The 17,244-nt window shown below is 34.5% G+C and carries 17 protein-coding genes; 14 read left to right on the forward strand and 3 right to left on the reverse strand.

Annotated elements, in window-relative coordinates; translation table 11 throughout:
- The first annotated feature begins 6 nt into the window (after window positions 1–6).
- The 10 genes from sixA to JST55_08320 are packed head-to-tail and all read left to right on the forward strand — an operon-like array spanning window position 7 to window position 9,834.
- Complete coding sequence (gene sixA / locus JST55_08275; protein ID MBS1493492.1) at window positions 7–495, forward strand: phosphohistidine phosphatase SixA; 489 nt, start codon at window positions 7–9, stop codon at window positions 493–495.
- A gap of 1 nt (window position 496) precedes the next feature.
- Window positions 497–1,306: an ABC transporter ATP-binding protein gene (locus JST55_08280; GenBank protein MBS1493493.1), complete on the forward strand. Its 810-nt coding sequence runs from the start codon at window positions 497–499 to the stop codon at window positions 1,304–1,306.
- Window positions 1,296–2,060, forward strand: a complete 765-nt coding sequence (locus JST55_08285) for an enoyl-CoA hydratase/isomerase family protein (protein ID MBS1493494.1) — start codon at window positions 1,296–1,298, stop codon at window positions 2,058–2,060. Before JST55_08280 ends, JST55_08285 begins: the two co-directional genes overlap by 11 nt.
- 15 nt (window positions 2,061–2,075) lie before the next feature.
- A complete protein-coding gene (locus tag JST55_08290) occupies window positions 2,076–3,149 on the forward strand; it encodes a histidinol-phosphate aminotransferase family protein (protein MBS1493495.1) in 1,074 nt (357 codons plus the stop codon).
- A complete protein-coding gene (locus tag JST55_08295) occupies window positions 3,146–3,682 on the forward strand; it encodes a DUF192 domain-containing protein (GenBank protein MBS1493496.1) in 537 nt (178 codons plus the stop codon). Before JST55_08290 ends, JST55_08295 begins: the two co-directional genes overlap by 4 nt.
- Before the next feature lie 57 nt (window positions 3,683–3,739).
- Complete coding sequence (locus tag JST55_08300; protein MBS1493497.1) at window positions 3,740–5,119, forward strand: hypothetical protein; 1,380 nt, start codon at window positions 3,740–3,742, stop codon at window positions 5,117–5,119.
- Window positions 5,120–5,123: 4 nt separating this feature from the next.
- Entirely contained in the window at window positions 5,124–6,119 is a 996-nt protein-coding gene (locus JST55_08305; GenBank protein ID MBS1493498.1) for a ligase-associated DNA damage response exonuclease, read from the forward strand.
- Window positions 6,116–7,711 carry an ATP-dependent DNA ligase gene (locus JST55_08310; protein MBS1493499.1) on the forward strand — a complete coding sequence of 532 codons (1,596 nt, stop codon included), beginning with the start codon at window positions 6,116–6,118 and terminating at the stop codon, window positions 7,709–7,711. The genes JST55_08305 and JST55_08310 overlap by 4 nt, the downstream gene beginning before the upstream one ends.
- 3 nt (window positions 7,712–7,714) lie before the next feature.
- On the forward strand, window positions 7,715–8,080 hold the full coding sequence (locus JST55_08315; GenBank protein ID MBS1493500.1) for a DUF423 domain-containing protein: 366 nt from the start codon (window positions 7,715–7,717) through the stop codon (window positions 8,078–8,080).
- A 17-nt stretch (window positions 8,081–8,097) separates the two neighbouring features.
- Window positions 8,098–9,834 (forward strand): BamA/TamA family outer membrane protein, encoded by a 1,737-nt coding sequence (locus JST55_08320; GenBank protein MBS1493501.1) that lies wholly within the window; start codon window positions 8,098–8,100, stop codon window positions 9,832–9,834.
- Window positions 9,835–9,843: 9 nt separating this feature from the next.
- On the opposite strand, the gene JST55_08325 is transcribed toward JST55_08320, so the two are convergent.
- Complete coding sequence (locus tag JST55_08325) at window positions 9,844–11,235, reverse strand: DUF2851 family protein (protein ID MBS1493502.1); 1,392 nt, start codon at window positions 11,233–11,235, stop codon at window positions 9,844–9,846.
- A gap of 59 nt (window positions 11,236–11,294) precedes the next feature.
- Between JST55_08325 and JST55_08330 the strand changes: the two genes are divergently transcribed.
- Together JST55_08330 and JST55_08335 are read left to right on the forward strand one after the other, a co-directional pair.
- Entirely contained in the window at window positions 11,295–11,906 is a 612-nt protein-coding gene (locus JST55_08330) for a tetratricopeptide repeat protein (protein MBS1493503.1), read from the forward strand.
- A 96-nt stretch (window positions 11,907–12,002) separates the two neighbouring features.
- The gene (locus JST55_08335) at window positions 12,003–12,983 is read left to right on the forward strand and encodes a DUF58 domain-containing protein (protein ID MBS1493504.1); all 981 of its coding nucleotides are present in this window, start codon (window positions 12,003–12,005) and stop codon (window positions 12,981–12,983) included.
- A gap of 3 nt (window positions 12,984–12,986) precedes the next feature.
- Here the strand turns inward: JST55_08335 and JST55_08340 are convergent, their stop codons facing one another.
- Window positions 12,987–14,297: a GWxTD domain-containing protein gene (locus JST55_08340; GenBank protein MBS1493505.1), complete on the reverse strand. Its 1,311-nt coding sequence runs from the start codon at window positions 14,295–14,297 to the stop codon at window positions 12,987–12,989.
- A 26-nt stretch (window positions 14,298–14,323) separates the two neighbouring features.
- A complete protein-coding gene (gene rimO / locus JST55_08345; protein ID MBS1493506.1) occupies window positions 14,324–15,628 on the reverse strand; it encodes a 30S ribosomal protein S12 methylthiotransferase RimO in 1,305 nt (434 codons plus the stop codon).
- Window positions 15,629–16,112: 484 nt separating this feature from the next.
- Here rimO and JST55_08350 point away from each other — a divergent pair, with 484 nt between their 5' ends.
- Window positions 16,113–16,556: a DinB family protein gene (locus JST55_08350; protein ID MBS1493507.1), complete on the forward strand. Its 444-nt coding sequence runs from the start codon at window positions 16,113–16,115 to the stop codon at window positions 16,554–16,556.
- Between the two features lie 143 nt (window positions 16,557–16,699).
- A complete protein-coding gene (locus JST55_08355; GenBank protein MBS1493508.1) occupies window positions 16,700–17,200 on the forward strand; it encodes a SprT-like domain-containing protein in 501 nt (166 codons plus the stop codon).
- The last annotated feature ends 44 nt before the right edge of the window (window positions 17,201–17,244 follow it).

Genomic DNA, 17,244 nt, shown 5'->3' on the forward strand with positions numbered 1-17,244 from the left:
TACACTATGAAAATTTATTTAATAAGACACGGGGAAGCAATAGACCACGAAACGAACTCCGTAAAATCCGATGAATACCGTTTCCTTACGATAAAAGGAAGAATGACAACCCGTAAAGTTGCCAAAAACTTAAAAGAAGAACTCGAAGCTGCAGATAAAATTTTTACAAGTCCGCTTACAAGAGCAGTGCAGACTTCGGAAGTAATTGCTACATCCATTAAATATAAACACGATGTTGAGATTGCGAATGAACTCAAAATAGGCTCTTCGATTTCACAGGTAATCGAACTGATAAGGTTAAACGCAGATCTGAATTCTATTGTACTTGTCGGACATGAGCCAATGATGGGAATGTTGGTTGGCGCTCTTTCAAACAAAAAAGATTTTTATAACTTCAAAAAATCGGGAGTATGCCTCATAGATTTTGATGTTAAGAAGGAGCATGGAGTTTACAAATGGTTTTTGAATCCGAAAACTCTTGAGCATTTAAGCTAAGTTGAACGAAACTCTTCTTGAAATAAAAGGAGTTGAATTCTCCTATGAAAAAGACACAAAATTTTTTGAGAAGATTTCTTTTTCAGTAAGCGAAGGTGATGTACTTGCAATAATAGGAAGGAACGGTTCAGGTAAATCGACATTAGTGAAAATCATTTCGAGAATAATAAATAATTATTCAGGAAGTGTAAGCTACGCAGGCAAAGATATAAAGAACTACGAGCATAAAGAGTTTTCAAGAAATATAAGTTATCTGCCGCAGGTTTTCCCTGCTTATGTTAATGAACTGAAAGTGTATGATTTGTTGCTCTTAGGCAGATATGCTTATATAAAATCTTCGCAGCTCTCTTACAGCAATGAAGACGTAATTGTTGTAAATGAAGCTATGGAAGTGTGTGGAGTAACTCAGTATAAAGAGAAGACACTGAAAACACTTTCCGGCGGGGAGAGGCAGAAGATTCTGTTAACGCTATCACTTGTTCAGCTGGATATAGCGCATGATTTAAAAGGGAAAATTTTAATTGTCGATGAGCCGCTGACGCATCTTGATATAAATTATCAGTATGAGACTTTATCGCTGCTGAGAGATTTGAATATAAAAAAAGGTTTGACAGTAATATTTGTAATCCACGATCTGAATCTTGCGTTAAAATATTCTTCAAAGACGCTGCTGATGAATAAAGGAAAGATGGTTGATTTCGGAGATACGCAAAAAATAATTTCACAGGAGAATATCAATAAAAATTTCTTAGTAAGCTCAGAGCTTGTAAACCATAACAACAACACATTTATACATTATAATGACATATAAAAAAATAATAGTAGAAGATTTAGGATTAACGAAGAAAGTTATTCTTAACCGTCCGGAAAAAAGAAATTCTCTGGACGAAGAAATGATTTCTGAGATAACAAATGTTTTCAATGAACTTTCCGATGACAAAAATACTAAGACAATAATTCTTATGGGAGCGGGCGGTAATTTTTGTTCAGGTCTATTCTTAGATTATCTTCAGAAAATTTCCGAGTTTGATATTCTTCAGAACAAGCAGGACTCACAAAAATTCAAAAACATGCTTCTTGCAATCTACTATTGCAAAAAAACAGTTATTGCAATGGTCGAAGGATATGCTCTTGCCGGTGGATGCGGAATAGCAAGCGTCTGCGATTTTATAGTCGCTTCAGATAAAGCAACATTCGGATATACTGAGGTAAAAATCGGATTTATACCTGCAATCGTAATGATTTTTCTTATGAAGAGAGTAACTGAGACTGTTGCAAAAGATTTACTCTTAACGTCACGCTTCATCAATGGAACCGAAGCAAAAGAATTGGGTTTCAGTAATTATGTAGTGCCTTCTGAAGAGTTAGAGAGCTTTACAATGAAACATTGCGTAGCTTTGAATAAATTACCCATGAGCTCACTTGCTTTGACAAAAGAACTGTTTAAGAACGTTCCTTCAATGAGCTTTGAATCTTCACTTGACTATGCAGTCGACCTGAATGCAATAACACGCATGACGGAAGAATGTAAAAATGGTGTTAGTTCTTTTTTAAATAAAAAATAAAAGTTATAAAATATTATGGCTGAAAAAAAATACAACGAACTGCAATATCTTGATAGAAACGAATCACAATATGGTCCGTCACCAAAATGTTATGAGTATCTGAAACATGCGACAATAGATGACTTGTCATGGTACTCACGTGATTTTGCAAAAGGTGTGAAATCAAGCTTATCAAAAAGGATTGCAAACGATTTTAACATTGATGAAAGACAGGTAATTCTTTCCTATGGAAGTGAAGACCTTCTCAAACAAATCATTCACTACTACCTCGATAGAAAGGAAAAAATATTAATTCCTAAAGAAGCATGGTGGTATTATAAAAAAGTTGCTTATGAAGTCGGCGGATTTAATGTTGAGTACCCTATGTTCATAGGGGAAAAGGATGGACTGAAAACATATATGTACGATGTCGACAGAATGATTGAGATATACACTAGAGAACAGCCAAGAATTGTTTTGATTGCATCTCCAAATAATCCTACAGGTAATAGAATTCCAAAAGAGGAACTAAGAAGATTTCTTGATTCGGCACGCGGCGCAATTGTGATGATTGATGAAGCGTACTGGGGATTCGGCTCCACTGAAAATGATTACGTAAAAGAATTTATTGACGATTTTCCGAATCTTGTAATCTGCAGAACGTTCTCAAAATACTATGCGCTTGCAGGAGCAAGAATAGGATTTGCGTTTGCCGGCAAAAATCTTGAAGAGCTTATAAATTTTTCAGTAAGGTATCTGGGTTATAATAAAATGTCAGAAAAACTTGGAGAAATTGCATTAGATGATATGGAATATTATGAAAGAGTTACGAAAATGATGCAGGAAGATAAAGAGTACTTCTACAAAGAGTTCAACAGCATGGAAGGGTTTACTGCATATAAATCATATGCAAATTTTATGCTGGTAGATATGCCGCATCACATAAGAAAAGACCTGGATAAATATCTGAAGGAAAGAAATATGCTGATAAAGTTTTTAAATGAGGAAGCTTTTAAAACTGAAACCAGAATAACTCTGGGCACTCGCGAGCAGAACTATCATCTGATGGAATGCATAAAAGATTTTTTAAAGGAAAATAATTACAAATGAGATATAAGAATTTTTTAACTTTATTTCTTTTTTTAAGTTTTAGTTTTTATTCTTTACAGGGCTGCAATAAGAAAGATGAAAGCACTGAGTGGAAAGTCAAAGATCCCCGTGAAGAAGTAAACAAACATCCGGAACCGCCGTTTAAAAAAGAAGGCGACCTTACTTTTTTGAAGAAGGACGGAAAAGAATTAAAAAAAATTGATATTGAAGTTGCAGACGATAACACGCAAAGAGCACAGGGTTTGATGTGGAGAAAATCTATGCCTGAAAATGAAGGTATGCTTTTTATTTTTCCGCAGGATGATGACCAGGCTTTCTGGATGAAGAATACAATAATGCCGCTGGATATAATTTTTATCAATAGTAATAAAGAGATTGTAAAAATTTATAAGAACGCAATTCCTTACTCTGAAAAATCGATGCCATCTGAAAAAAAGGCAATGTATGTAGTGGAAACTGTGGCAGGCTTTTGTGATAAAAATGGTATTTCCGAAGGTGATAAAATCACTTTTAACTATCAGTCAGGTCAATAATTTTAAAATCTAATTGGAATACTATTGAAAAGATAAATTACTCTTAAAATAAAAATCATGGGTAAATTTTTCTTTTCAATAGTTTTGTATACATTCATATCTTTTGCTTCAGTTTTCGCTCAAAACAATTCTGAGCAGGAAAGGTTCATCAGCCTTCTTATAAACGATAACGATGAAGCTCTGAATTACATCTCCCCCGACGAAATCCAATATTCGCAGCGTCTCAATACCACTTTTGCAGGAGTGGAAAGCAAATTGCTTCTCAGTTTCTCCTCGTATATTAATCACAAGATAAAAGAAAATATTAAAATAGGTAAAACCTCTTTTAATATTTTAAACACTCCGTTAGAAGACGGGTATTTAAAATCCATACTCAATGTCCCGAGTGAAAACTATTCAGTTACATTTTATTCCAAAGAAAACAAAGCTGTCACACCTTTATCTTACTTTACACATACCTGGAAAAAACAAAGCGGAAAATATTTTGATTTTCTTATTAGCGATGAAAAACTGTTTAATCCTTATTGTATTAACAAACTTGATAACTTTGTAGGCAACACTGCAAAACTCCTGGATTACAGTGAGGAGGATATAAATTTACTTAAAGAGAAGAAAATTCTTTATGTTTTTTGCAGTAACAATGATGAGATTGCTAATTTAACCGGTAGTGTTTCAAGAGGCCGATATCTATCGGAGCTGGATGCGGTGGTCACAACCTATTCATGTCACTTTCATGAAGTAGCTCATCTGCTTTTGAATTACAAAATAAAAGAAAACTCACTTTATCCGGTCCCTTTTTTACAGGAAGGATTTGCAGTTGCAATCGGCGGCAGAGGAGGTCAAAGCGGTAGTGTTTTAAACGATGTAGGTTATTATATCGCTAGATATGATTTTGCAAATTATAAACCTTTATTTAACTCTGAAAATTTTTACAATGAAGACCCGTCCATATCTTATCCGCTTGCAGGAATTTTCTCGAAATATTTATTATCAACTTTGAGTACTGAGGAATTTTTATCTTTTTATAATCAAATTAAAGTTGATACCAATCAAAAAATAATAAAAGATTTCGGTAATTATATTGCGAAGTATAAGGCTTTCAAGGATATATCATTCTTATCACCCAATGATGTCGTTGAAATCTCTGCTGATAGTTCATTTTTTCTTTCGACTAAAACTCCGATTGAGAATTATACCAGCACAAAATTTCGCGAATTATTCAAAGATAAAATTTACAAAGGTGAGAAATATTATTTTGCTATAGATAAGAAGGAAATAAATATTTATAATTTGTATTCAAACGAGCTTATTGCTTCATATGTGAATTCTTTTGCCGATAACCCTGTTGATTATTTTGTAAACGGGAAATATAAATTTTATATTTCTAAAAATTTATTAGATGAAGACCTGAACGATTTGAACTTAAGTTACAGGTAAAATCATGAAAAAGGATATTTTAAAATTAAATAAGTGTGGTATTTATTGTCCTCAGGGTGATTTTTATATTGACCCCTGGAAGCCTGTTGATAATGCTTTAATAACTCACGGTCACTCTGACCACGCCCGATGGGGAATGAAAAAATATTTATGCCAGAAAGATTCCGTTGAGATTTTAAGAACTAGATTAGGAAAAGAGATAAACATTGAGGGAATTGAATACAATAAATCTATTACAATTAACGGAGTAAAAGTATCATTTCATCCTGCGGGACATATACTGGGTTCATCGCAAATAAGAGTTGAATATAACGGAGAAGTTGCAGTGGTTTCAGGTGATTATAAAATCCAGCCTGACTCAACCTGCGCAAATTTTGAATTAGTAAAGTGCAATACATTCGTTACTGAATCAACATTTGCACTGCCTATATACAACTGGGATAACGAAGAAAAGATTTTTGAAGGAATAAATAAATGGTGGCAGAGCAATGCAGATGAAGGTGTTGCAAGTATAATATACGGTTATACTCTCGGGAAATCACAGAGAATATTATCGGTACTCGATACTTCTATTGGTCCGGTTTACACACATGGCGCAGTAGAAAACATTAATGAAATTTACAGGAAGCAGGGAGTGAAGCTTCCGAAAACAACACTTGCAACAAACCTAGATAACAAAACTGACTTTTCTAAATCAATTATAGTTGCTCCTTCTTCAGCTGACGGCACAACATGGCTGAGAAAATTCGGAGATATATCAACCGCCTTTGCTTCGGGCTGGATGCAGGTGCGGGGCAATAAACGCAGAGGAAATTTTGATAAAGGATTTGTAATGTCAGACCATGTTGACTGGTGCGGAGTGCTTGATACAATTAAAGATACAGGTGCAGAAAATATTTGGATAACTCATGGTTATTCGGATATACTTTCACGTTACCTTAATGAGAAGGGATATAACTCAAAAGTTTTAGAAACTTTATTTGACGATTCGGACATATGAAAAATTTTTCTGATTTATTTGAAGAGCTGGATTCATCCACAGGGACTAACGATAAAGTAAATTCATTGGTTAAATTCTTCCAGCATAATCCTGCCGGAGACAGTATTTATGTTGTTAGCTTCTTAATGGGAAGAAAGCCTAAGCAGATTATTAAAACTGCTTTCCTGAAGGAATGGGCGGCAGAGCTTGCAAATATTCCTGAATGGCTGTTCAAAGAATCTTATGACAATGTTGGGGATTTAGGTGAAACAATTTCTTTAATGGTGCCTCAAAAAAAATCAGAGGTAAAAGAAGTTTATCCTTTTACATTAAAAGAATGGATTGAAGAAATTATTTTACCGTTAAAGAAAAAATCTGAAGCGGAGCAGAAAAGAATTGTCCAGAGTATATGGACATATCTTTCGCGCGAAGAAAAGTTTGTATTCAATAAAATAATTACCGGTAGTTTCAGAGTCGGTGTGTCTGCTAAAATTGTAATTAAAGCGTTGGCACAGTTTTCGGGAATAGGAGATGCAGATATTACGCACCGTCTCATGGGTGACTGGAATACAGATGAAAAATTTTTTGAATATTTAATTTCACATGACGTACAGGATACACATCAAAGCAGACCATATCCTTTTTTCTTAGCGTATCAGCTGGATAAATCAATTAAAGAGCTTGGTGAACCTGAAGACTGGTTTGCAGAGTGGAAATGGGACGGAATCAGAGCGCAGATAATTAAAAGAGAGAACGAAGTTTTTATATGGTCACGCGGCGAGGAATTAATCACTGAACGTTTTCCCGAGCTTCAGGCAGAAGTAATGAATTTAGAAAACGGAACAGTGCTTGACGGTGAAATTCTTGCATGGCAGAATGAAAAACCTCTTCCGTTTGGCGAGCTTCAAAAGAGAATCAGCAGAAAAAATCTTACAAAAAAAATTCTTGAAGAGGTTCCTGTAGTTTTTCAGGCATTTGATGTAATTGAATATGAAGCAGTTGATATAAGAAGTACTATCTACACACAAAGAAAAAAACTGCTGAAAAAAATCATTGCTAAGAATTTCAAACGTATGAAATTAGGCGAGAGTATAAAAATTAACTCATGGGAAGATTTAACAAAGCTGAGAGAAGAATCACGCGATAGAAATGTTGAAGGATTTATATTAAAACATAAAGACTCGGAATATTTAACAGGAAGAAGACGCGGCGGTTGGTGGAAATGGAAAGTTGATCCGTATACAATAGACGCAGTGATGATATATGCGCAGAGAGGGCATGGAAGACGCGCAAGTCTTTACACAGATTATACATTTGGTGTTTGGAATGAAGGCAAGCTTATTTCATTTGCTAAGGCATACTCAGGATTAACAGATGAAGAGATAAGAAAGGTTGATGACTTCGTAAGAAAAAATACACTTGAGAAATTTGGTCCCGTAAGAACAGTAAAGCCGGAGTTAGTTTTTGAATTATCGTTTGAAGGAATACAATTATCATCGAGACATAAGTCAGGCATAGCAGTAAGATTTCCTCGAATTACTAAATGGCGGACAGATAAAAAACTGCAGGATGCTGATTCACTAGAAAGTATTAAAGCACTTCTCAAAAAATAATATATGCAGAAAAATACAATAATCGCCATTGGCGCGTTCTTTGGATTTTTAGGTGTAGCTCTGGGGGCTTTCGGAGCGCATATACTTAAAAATTCTTTTACGCCGGAACAATTAGATAATTACAGAACAGGAATTCAATATCAGTTAGTTCATGCAGTTGTATTGGTCAGCCTGGGGTTTTCAGGTATTCAGAAATATTTCAAATCAGCTTACTTTTTTATAGCAGGCACGATATTGTTTTCGTTCTCGCTTTATGTTTACACAATTTTTAATCTGAAGTTTGTTGCAATGTTTGCTCCGTTTGGCGGAGCATCATTTATGATTGGCTGGATACTTTTAATTGTTTACGCACTTAAAAAAGAAAGTTGAGATATTTTATAATCATATTGCTTTTTCTTTTTGCATCGAATTGTTTTTCGCAGACAAAGATAAAATCAATATCCGTTAAGGGGAACGATTTTTTCTCTGAGACCGATATATTATCTATGATGATTTTAAAAAAAGGATCTGAGTACAGCGAAAAACAATTCGGAGAAGATTTGAGAACTATAAGAACAAGATATAAAGCTGAAGGATTTTTACTGGCTAAAATTGATGAAGGCACTAAAATTTTTAATTCGGATTCTTCCACTGTGGAATTGCATGTTGATGTAAAAGAAGGAAATAGAATTGTAGTAGGGCAGTTAATAATAGAAGGAAACGAAAAACTTTCTCAGAAGGAAATTTTTTCTGTGTTTGAGACTAAGGCGGGAGAAGTGTTAAGAGATAATACTCTTAACAATGATATTGTTGAGCTGTTAAGACTCTACGAAAAAAACGGACTTCCGTTTGCAAATGTTGTTATAAAAGATGTTTCATTGTATGGTGAAGGCAAAGATGAAAAATTAAAAGTTGAGCTGGTAATAAGTGAAAATTCGAAAGTCCAGATTGATCAGATAAAAATAAGAGGCAATGATGAAACGAAAGAAAGTGTGATTCTCCGTGAAGTAAAACTGCCGAAGGACAAAACAGTGAATATAGAATTTCTTGCAAATCTCAAACGCAGATTAGAAAGACTGAATATTTTTGAATCAGTTCAGGATCCGAAAATTTATTCGCTGAAGAATAAAAAACAATCGGGACTCTTAATAGAAGTAAAAGAGGGAAACACAAATACGTTTGATGGAATACTTGGCTATGTTCCGCCGGCAACAGATAATGATAAAGGATATTTAACGGGACTTGTAAACGTTTCATTCAGAAATCTTTTCGGTACGGGTAGAAAAATAGAAGCAAAGTATCAGGCTGAGGTCCGCTCAACGCAGGAACTGGCTTTCAATTATTCGGAACCATTCGTGTTTAACTTACCTGTATATGCAACTCTTGGATTTCTGCAGCGGCTTCAGGACACAACTTACACAAGAAGAAAAATTGATTTAAAGGGTGATGTGTTATTCAGTGACTACTTTACTGTGAGCGGGATAGTCGGATATGAGAGAATCATTCCGACTGATTCCAGCAGATATTTTTTTAAAATTGCTGACTCGCAAACCTTTTTAACGGGACTGGAACTGAAGTATGATTCACGTGATAACATATACGCACCAAGCAAAGGTATTTTATATACAACAAATTATACTTACGGTAATAAGCAAGTTTTTAATATAGCTGATTTGGTTGGGCTGGGATATCAGGAAAAATTTATCGTTCAAAAATATTCAATCAATCTGGATTTATATCTTTCATTTCTTAAGAGACAGACATTGCTTTTGCGGGGATTTGCAGGTGAAGTGCGCTCTGATAAACTTGAAGACTCGGATTTTTTCAGAATCGGCGGTAATAAAAATATCAGAGGATACCGCGACGAACAATTTCTTGCATCACGATTAGCATACGGAAATATTGAACCAAGATATTCCGTCTCCCGAAAAAGTTTTGTTTTCGGTTTTTATGACTTCGGATATTATTTTAAGCCTGATGATATTGCAAATAACATTGCTGAGCAGCAGGGATTTTTATTTGGTTACGGTTTCGGAATAAGACTGGAAACGCAGCTTGGTATTATTGGTGTAACTTACGGGTTAGGAAAAGGTGATAGTTTCCTTGACGGAAAAATTAATTTTGGTCTGGTAAACAATTTTTAAAAATAATTTCTAATAAATAATAATTCTCATAGGTTCGCTTACTTTATCTGAACCAAAAATCTTTTCTCCGATCTCACAGTCATAACATTTCCCCTTTATACAATAAAAATTATGAAGGTGTATTAATCCCTGCTCGTCTGCAATAGTTTTAGGTTTGAAATCCAACTGAGCGCTCATTACTCTGGTAATTTCATTTGAGCTGATGCATTTAAGTTTGTCATAGAAGCTGAGTACCTTACCCTGTGTTTCAAATATATCGAATTCAAGAGCATAAAAATAAACGAAGGGAATAATTACGTTTGTAATTATATCATTGATTCTCTCCTTGCCAATATATTTTGTTCCTGATTTAGTTTCTTTTCCGAATACGTAGTGATTTTTCCAGTATTCAGAAATTTCTATATTTAAAAATAAATCAACTAATTTCTGATAAACTTTTTCTTCACTGTTAAAAATTGATACAACTTCTTTCAGAAAATTTTTATAGATAATTGAATGCAGCAAGCCGCTTGCATATGCTAATCTTATAGTTGGAAAATTAGAAGGGCGAAGACGAAAGAAATTCCATTCGGATTTATCCAATATGGTGTGAAAAGTTTTATCTTCAGCTTCATTCCAGATTACTTTTAAAAGTGATATGTATTCGTCTTTGTATCTTAAGTTATACAGAAATCCTGCGGAGCCGAATAACACAGCATCAATGAAAATTTTATCATCAGGTAATTCAGTAAATTCCAGGCTCCTGGCAAGCTTCAGAAATTGTGATTTATTTTTTGAATAGCCGAGCGCTTCACAGATAAATTCAAACAGTATTTTCTCCCAGGTAGATTTTTTATTCCGCGTCTCCTCAAAATCCTCCAGGCGGTTTTTAATGCGAAGAGTTTTATATTGTAATCTTTTATAGCTTAAGTGAGAGATAAATCTCTTCTTAAAGTTCAGATCGACTTCAAAGTTTTTTGGATAACAAGGCAGCTTAAATTTAGGTGAAGGGTTATTTATTATCTCTTTCCAGATTGAATGAATGGACTGCTTTAAAAATTTTGATAGAATTACAGTAGGAATTTCCCGTGCCTTCTTAACTTTAGGAATTACTTTTTTATCGTCATTTTCTTCATCCCAGAACACAACCTGAAGCACGACTTTATTATACTTATTATCACCTTTATGGTTATGTTCTTTCCAGTTTTTGAATGTTTGGTGAATCTCAATATCTCCTGAATACAAAATTCCGTCTATTCTTATCTGCGCGTCTTTAAAATCAGGACCCGCATCTGAATTCTTTTCGCCGTAATCCAATATTTCAAGTGTTTTATTTTCAGTCGTTAATAAAACATCACTATAGTACGATGGCGTTTCCCAGATACGTGAAATAAAACTCTCGTTAATGTTAAGTTTTTTCATTAACTTTTAAAAAGGTTTTTCCTAAATTAACAGTATTATTTTAAATTAAAAATCAAAAATTGAAAAAAGTATTTATGCTGAAAATTAACTTATCACTGCTGACCTTATTGTTTGCGGCTTTTCTCTTTTCTTCATGTTCAAAATCTGCAAATGTAAAACCTGAACAGGCTTATTTAGATGATGCAAAAAAACTTTATGACGAAAAAAAGTTTGATGAGTCAATCGCTGCCTACAGAGAGTTAATAAAAAATTACCCTACATCAGAAAAGAACGCAATCTTTGCATACAATCAGATTGCAGGAATTTATTTCGACGGCTTAAAAGATTATCAGAAAACTGTTGATACATACAGAGAGCTTGCTGAAAAATATCCGAACTCCAAAGAAGCTAAGCAGTCATTATTCATGGTTGCGTTTACTTACGATGAATACATGAAGGATAAGGATAAAGCAAAAGATGCTTATAAAAAATTCCTGGAAAAATATCCGCAGGATACAGATGCCAATGATAAAATGAGTGAGTCTGCAAGAACAATGCTTCAGGTACTGGAATCAGGCAAGACAATTGAAGACATGATAAAAGAGAACGCAGGCAACAACGAGAAAACAACAAAAACTCCTTCAAAGGATACAGTAAAGGTTACAAAAGATACAACCAAAACAAAGAAATAATACAGACGAAATAAATTTATTTTAAAAGGTGGGTATGTTCAATGCTCACCTTTTATTTTTTATGAACTTTTTTGTTTTCACTACGTTTAAAATTTCATGACTCCCGACTTCAAAAAATATCTTGTTCCCTCTGTTGTTGCAAGACTATCCAATATTGAGCTGAAAGCAAAGTCAGTTGTGGAAGGCTTTATGACGGGTCTGCACAAATCGCCTTATCACGGATTCAGCGTTGAGTTTGCAGAGCACCGCCAATACATGCCCGGGGACGATCTGAAATTTCTTGACTGGAAAGTTTATGCAAGAACGGGAAGATATTATATTAAAAGATTTGAAGAAGAGACAAACTTAAAATCGTACATACTTCTTGATATCAGCAAGTCAATGGATTTTTCTTCCAACAAAAGCAAAGATACTTCTGCTGAAAAGAAAGGTATTGCAAAATTGTTCGGGAAGACAAAATCTCCCATAGAAGAATCTAAATCATATCTTACAAAACTTGAGTACGGTTCATATGTTGCCGCTTCGCTTGCTTATCTTATGCTGCTTCAAAGAGATGCTATTTCCCTTACAACGTACGATACGAAAATCCAGAATTATATTTCACCCAGGGCAACTGATTCGAATTTAAAACTCATGCTTCACGCTCTTAACAATATTCAATCAACCGATAAAACGGGAACTGCCCGCTGCCTTAATGAAATTGCCGACAAAGTAAAAAGAAGAGGACTGGTTATTATTATAAGTGACTTATTCGATGACCAGAAAGAAGTGCTGAGCGCCTTAAGACATTTCAAATATACAAAGAACGAAGTAATCGTTTTTCAGATTCTTGACCCTGTTGAGTTAAGCTTCTTATCAGGGAATCCTGTAACACTGAAGGATATGGAAACGCAGGAGGAAATGTTCAGCCAGCCTTTTGTTATCCAAAAGGCTTATCAGGAAGCTGTAAAAGAGTTTACAGATGTCTATAAAACTGAATGCGCTAAAAGCGATATTGATTATATAATGCTCTCTACCGAAAGTACATTCGATAAAGCTCTTATAAATTACCTCTCAAAAAGAATGAAGATGATGTAAAAATTATCTGAATCTGAAATCGTCATAAATCGGAGTTATCAATCTGTAATCTCCGAATCCCGAATCATCTACAAATACAAACTGCCTGTTTATATCATAATAGTCCCAGACTTCGTAAGGCTTAGTCTGATTTTCAAACGGATGTCTGTCTATATTGCTCGGGTTTCCGTAAATGATATATACCATTCCCATATCAGTTCTCCAGCCATCGTTGTAATGAGAATATCTTTCATTGGCAATTCTGATTCTATTATAATATTCAATCATTAATTCATTTCGCGGCGTATTTGGTGACGGGTCTTTCTTTTTCCAGAATTCTATAAACTTCTTTTCCTTTTCGCCGTTTGTTTTTGCGCTCTTTAATTTATCCATTTCTTCAGAGGTTGCAATATATTGAAGCTGGCTTATGGCAACATCGATATCTTTTATAGCTACAGGAAAATCAGTCCAGCGGTTTGTGACGTTTTTAGAAATCAAGATTTTTCCTGATGAATTATCTTTGACTTCCATTTTAAAATCCCCAATCATTATTTTTTCTGAGGAAAGCTTCTCGATAATTTTATTAACGCCGGGGTACAGAGTATATTTATTCGTTTCAAGTGTGATAGGATCATTTTTACTATCGGTGACGAAGTAAGTATAACTTACATCCGTATTAGTTGTTTTTGCGCTGTAAACTTCAAAAAAAACATAAAAATCTTTCAGCACTCCGAGATTGTTATTTACAGATGGTGTAATTTTTTTCTTTCCGCTTGCTTCAATTTCATAGTTTGATACTATCATCATATCACTGGCAAAAATTTCATCGGCAGAGTGGTCAATAACTTTAAAAGGATAAGTTTTAGTAAGTTCCTTTTTCGAATTATTATCTTTAAGAGTAACAACAGCGGAGTAAGTTCCCGGTTTCAATGGAAACGACTGAACAATAAATTTAGAATCATCTTTATATGTTTTTGAATCAGCTGAGGGAATGCTAATGTTTTCATCCCGGGTTTCGTTTATTACTGCCTGATTTAAATCACTCGTTACTTTAATGCTGTATGTCAGGTTTGAAACAAGGTCCTTTGTAGCGGCTGCGCTTTTTTTGAACTGTATGCCGTCGTAAGGAATTTCCAGATAGAAATCCAAACGCGCATTTGCGCTATCCTTATTATTGTAAAAAACTAAAGGGTCTGCGTAAAATAATTCTTTTACACTGGTATAATTGGAAAGGGTTTTATCTTTTAACTGCGCAAAAGAAAAATTATAACTAAGGGTAATTAAAACTATTGCTGCAATAAATAAGGAGGGGTTTCTTCGTGCTCTGGTATTCATGTTGAATACTTTATGTTAATTTAAAATTAAACTATTTCTGCGAATAAATCAAACTCTTCCGAATCGTAGATTTTTACTTCCGAAAAATTCCCGATTTTAATTTTTTCGTCTTTATTTATATAAACTTCCTGGTCAATTTCAGGCGCGTCTTTGTAAGTTCTTCCTATGAAATAATCTTCTTCTTCCCTGTCCACAATTACTTTGTAATTTTTTCCAATGCTGTTCTTATTTGCTTCGAGTGAGTTCTCTCTCTGGGCATCAAGAAGTAACTTCTGTCTTAGTAATTTTTCTTTCATCGGAATTCTGTCAGGAATATCAAATGCAGTTGTTCCTTCTTCATGTGAGTAAGGGAAAACGCCAAGTCTCTCGAACTTAAACTCTTTTATAAAATCCAATAGCTGCTGAAAATCTTTTTCTGTCTCATCGGGATATCCCGTGATGAAAGTTGTTCTTAACGCTATATCAGGAATTTCCGTTCTCAATTTATCAAACAATCCCATTAAAGTCTTGTTCGTAATTCCGCGTCTCATGGATTTCAAAACGTTATCGGAAATATGCTGAACGGGCATATCAAGATACTTACAGATGTTTTCCGTGTTCTTTATGGTATCAATTAAATCAACGGGGAATCTTGAAGGATAGGCATACATAAGACGAATCCATTCTATCCCCTTTACTTTAGACAGTTCATTTAGTACGAGTGTTACATTTCTTTTGTTGTCAGTATCAAACCCCCAGTAAGTTGTGTCCTGTCCTATGATTATAAGCTCCTTAACTCCTTTTGAAGCAAGTGACTGTGCTTCCATCAAAATCTGCTGAAGAGGTTTGGAAACGTGTCTGCCCCGCATTATCGGAATAGCGCAGAATGAGCATGGATTGTTACATCCTTCACTGATTTTCAAGTATGCAAAGTGATTTGGTCCGGTTAAAATTCTCTCACCGAGAAGATTGCTTTTATAATCTACTCCTATTTCATTTAGTATATCTACAACGGTCTGATGTTTATCGGTTGCGCCGAAGTATCTGTCAACTTGCGGAATTTCCTTTTCAAGCTCAATCCCATATCTATCAGAGAGGCATCCTGCAACGTAAACGTTATCAATTTTCTTTTTTGATTTTAAGTCAACTGCTCTGAGGATTGTATCAATCGATTCCTGCTTTGCAGCTTCAATAAAGCCGCATGTGTTTATTAAAACTGTATTGGAATCTCTTTCATCTTCAACGATTTCAATATCGTTTGACTTCAGCTGGCTCATAATAAACTCTGAATCTACTACATTCTTTGAGCATCCCAGCGTTATTATCTTAATTTTGTCTTTTTTAACTTTCAAATAGGTTGATTTATTTCTTTTGAACTAAATTAATCTTTCTATGCGGGTAAATTAATGCAAAAAAGAATAAAAGTTAGTTTTAAAAAATGGATTTTTAGCGGGGTTAAGTTCTGTTAAAACATATAGTGAAACTTACGCCCCCTCGTAAGTTATGTGTTAAATAGCTGATTAATCAGTATGGGAGTTTTTGGTAAAACTAATTACTGCTGATACTTTTAACTTTTAAAAAAGAACTACTACAAAATACAAACTTAAAAACTTTTTTCAAACTGTTTCTTCCCTATTAGCAGGGTTTCCCTATATATACGTTAATTTAAACAAAAGCATTTGAATATTAGTTGTAAAAAGCAAAACTTCCTTAAGCACATTTCATGTTGTCCCCTTTTTCAGGAATCATTCGTTATTAAAGTATAAAACGCCTGACTTGTAACGTCTTTCGTTTTATTTTTAAATTAAAACTTATATTTTAAAACAAATTAATATTATGACAAATTCAATTTTTTCAAAGCAGCTGCAGTTTTTAAAACACGTTGTAAACCTAAACCTAGGTGAAGTTTCACACGAAGACAGCCTTACAACAGCTCCAAACGGAGGCAATTCTGTTAACTGGCTACTTGGACATATGATAGTAGTAAGAGACGGAATGATGAAAGCGCTCGGCCTCGAGCCGGTAGCGAATGAATCATTAATAAACCTTTATCAAAGAGGAACCGACAATGTAACAGCAGAAAACGCAAATAAGCTGGAAAATCTGCTTGAGATGTATAACAGAGGAAGCGATGAAATGATAAAACGTCTTGAAGGCGACGAAGTGACTGATGCCGAAGCGGTTGATACTATGACTGTATTGTTATTCCACGAAGCATATCATGCAGGACAAATTGGCCTGTTCAGAAGAATAATGGGTAAAGATTCCAAAATAAAATAATTGAAAAGAATAAGGAACGATTGAACAATAAATATACTGAGATACTAAGAAAATATTTTCCGGAAGCCTCGCTGCCATACGTATTAAAATGTTTTTCTGATTACACCTTCTCGTTAAAAATTTCACGCACACGTAAAACTAAAATGGGTGACTATACTCACCCATTTAAGGATAAAGGGCACAGAATAACGGTTAATCACGATCTGAACAAGTATGCTTTCCTGATTACGTTCATCCATGAGCTGGCGCACCTGACTGCCTATGAAAAATATAAGAACAGAGTCGCTCCCCATGGAAAAGAATGGAAAGAGGATTTTAAAAATTTAATGAAGCCTGTTTTAAACGAAGAAGTTTTTCCTTCCGATATAATTACGGAGATACATTCCTATTTCAAAAATCCCACTGCATCAAGCTGTACTGATGTAAATCTTTACCGCGCATTAAGGAAGTATGACAACCTGAACGGTTACGAGCTGCTTGAAAATATTCCCGAGCATTCCATCTTCTCTCTTCCCGACGGAAGAACATTTCTTAAAGGAAGGCAGTTAAGAAAAAGATTTTACTGCCGTCTTCTGCCGACAAATAAAAATTATTTCATCAATCCTCTTGCAAAAGTTAAGCTCCTAAGCGAGTCAATTTTTTAAAATCTGCAAAATTAAACACACCTGTTGTAATTTTTTTTCATTAT

The organism is Bacteroidota bacterium (genome assembly GCA_018266835.1).
In the GTDB taxonomy this organism is placed as follows: domain Bacteria; phylum Bacteroidota; class Ignavibacteria; order Tepidaquicellales; family Tepidaquicellaceae; genus JAFDZO01.

What these genes read in the sequence shown, in the direction of transcription:
- sixA (MBS1493492.1), top strand. Translation starts at nt 7, where the DNA reads ATGAAAATTTATTTAATAAGACACGGGGAAGCAATAGACCACGAAACG.
- JST55_08285 (MBS1493494.1), top strand. Translation starts at nt 1,296, where the DNA reads ATGACATATAAAAAAATAATAGTAGAAGATTTAGGATTAACGAAGAAA.
- JST55_08290 (MBS1493495.1), top strand. Translation starts at nt 2,076, where the DNA reads ATGGCTGAAAAAAAATACAACGAACTGCAATATCTTGATAGAAACGAA.
- JST55_08295 (MBS1493496.1), top strand. Translation starts at nt 3,146, where the DNA reads ATGAGATATAAGAATTTTTTAACTTTATTTCTTTTTTTAAGTTTTAGT.
- JST55_08300 (MBS1493497.1), top strand. Translation starts at nt 3,740, where the DNA reads ATGGGTAAATTTTTCTTTTCAATAGTTTTGTATACATTCATATCTTTT.
- JST55_08305 (MBS1493498.1), top strand. Translation starts at nt 5,124, where the DNA reads ATGAAAAAGGATATTTTAAAATTAAATAAGTGTGGTATTTATTGTCCT.
- JST55_08310 (MBS1493499.1), top strand. Translation starts at nt 6,116, where the DNA reads ATGAAAAATTTTTCTGATTTATTTGAAGAGCTGGATTCATCCACAGGG.
- JST55_08315 (MBS1493500.1), top strand. Translation starts at nt 7,715, where the DNA reads ATGCAGAAAAATACAATAATCGCCATTGGCGCGTTCTTTGGATTTTTA.
- JST55_08325 (MBS1493502.1), bottom strand. Translation starts at nt 11,235, where the DNA reads ATGAAAAAACTTAACATTAACGAGAGTTTTATTTCACGTATCTGGGAA.
- JST55_08335 (MBS1493504.1), top strand. Translation starts at nt 12,003, where the DNA reads ATGACTCCCGACTTCAAAAAATATCTTGTTCCCTCTGTTGTTGCAAGA.
- JST55_08340 (MBS1493505.1), bottom strand. Translation starts at nt 14,297, where the DNA reads ATGAATACCAGAGCACGAAGAAACCCCTCCTTATTTATTGCAGCAATA.
- JST55_08350 (MBS1493507.1), top strand. Translation starts at nt 16,113, where the DNA reads ATGACAAATTCAATTTTTTCAAAGCAGCTGCAGTTTTTAAAACACGTT.
- JST55_08355 (MBS1493508.1), top strand. Translation starts at nt 16,700, where the DNA reads ATGGGTGACTATACTCACCCATTTAAGGATAAAGGGCACAGAATAACG.